This is a genomic window from Allobacillus saliphilus (genome assembly GCF_018138385.1).
Classification (GTDB): domain Bacteria; phylum Bacillota; class Bacilli; order Bacillales; family Alkalibacillaceae; genus Allobacillus; species Allobacillus saliphilus.
This window is the reverse complement of sequence record NZ_JAGSIE010000077.1, coordinates 1-546: the sequence shown is the minus strand read 5'-3', so window position 1 is coordinate 546 and position 546 is coordinate 1. Positions and strand designations below refer to the sequence as shown.

At 42.1% G+C, this 546-nt stretch carries 1 protein-coding gene; it reads left to right on the top strand.

Annotation, left to right across the window (positions count from 1 at the left end; genetic code table 11):
- On the top strand, positions 1 to 514 hold a 514-nt coding region (locus KC820_RS13130), incomplete at its 5' end, for a transposase (protein WP_212371714.1).
- Positions 515 to 546: the final 32 nt, after the last annotated feature.

The window sequence follows — 546 nt, the reverse complement described above, 5'->3', positions numbered from 1 at the left end:
TGAGGAAATCAATGGCATTGAGTTCGAATTGAACTCTATTCTTGTTGAGAAGTGGAAGGGTAAAGCATACCGACTTGTGATTCAAAGACAGAAACGGATGGACGGTGTGCTGGATCTTTGGGAAGGAGAATACACATACCGTTGTATCCTGACTAACGACTATGAATCTTCCACAAGAGAAATTGTCGAGTTCTATAACCTTCGTGGAGGAAAGGAACGTATCTTCGATGATATGAACAATGGTTTCGGGTGGGACAGATTGCCCAAATCCTTCATGGCAGAGAACACTGTGTTCCTTCTTCTTACGGCACTTATCCGTAATTTCTACAAGGCCATTATCCACAGACTTGACGTAAAGAGGTTCGGACTCAATGCAACAAGTCGCATAAAAGCGTTTGTCTTCAGGTTTGTCTCTGTACCAGCCAAGTGGATCAGAACATCAAGGCGGTATGTGCTGAATATCTATACCTGTAATAATGCTTACGCAGATATTTTTCAGACTGATTTTGGATAACGCCTACAACTTATGGGTATGATACTGCGTAT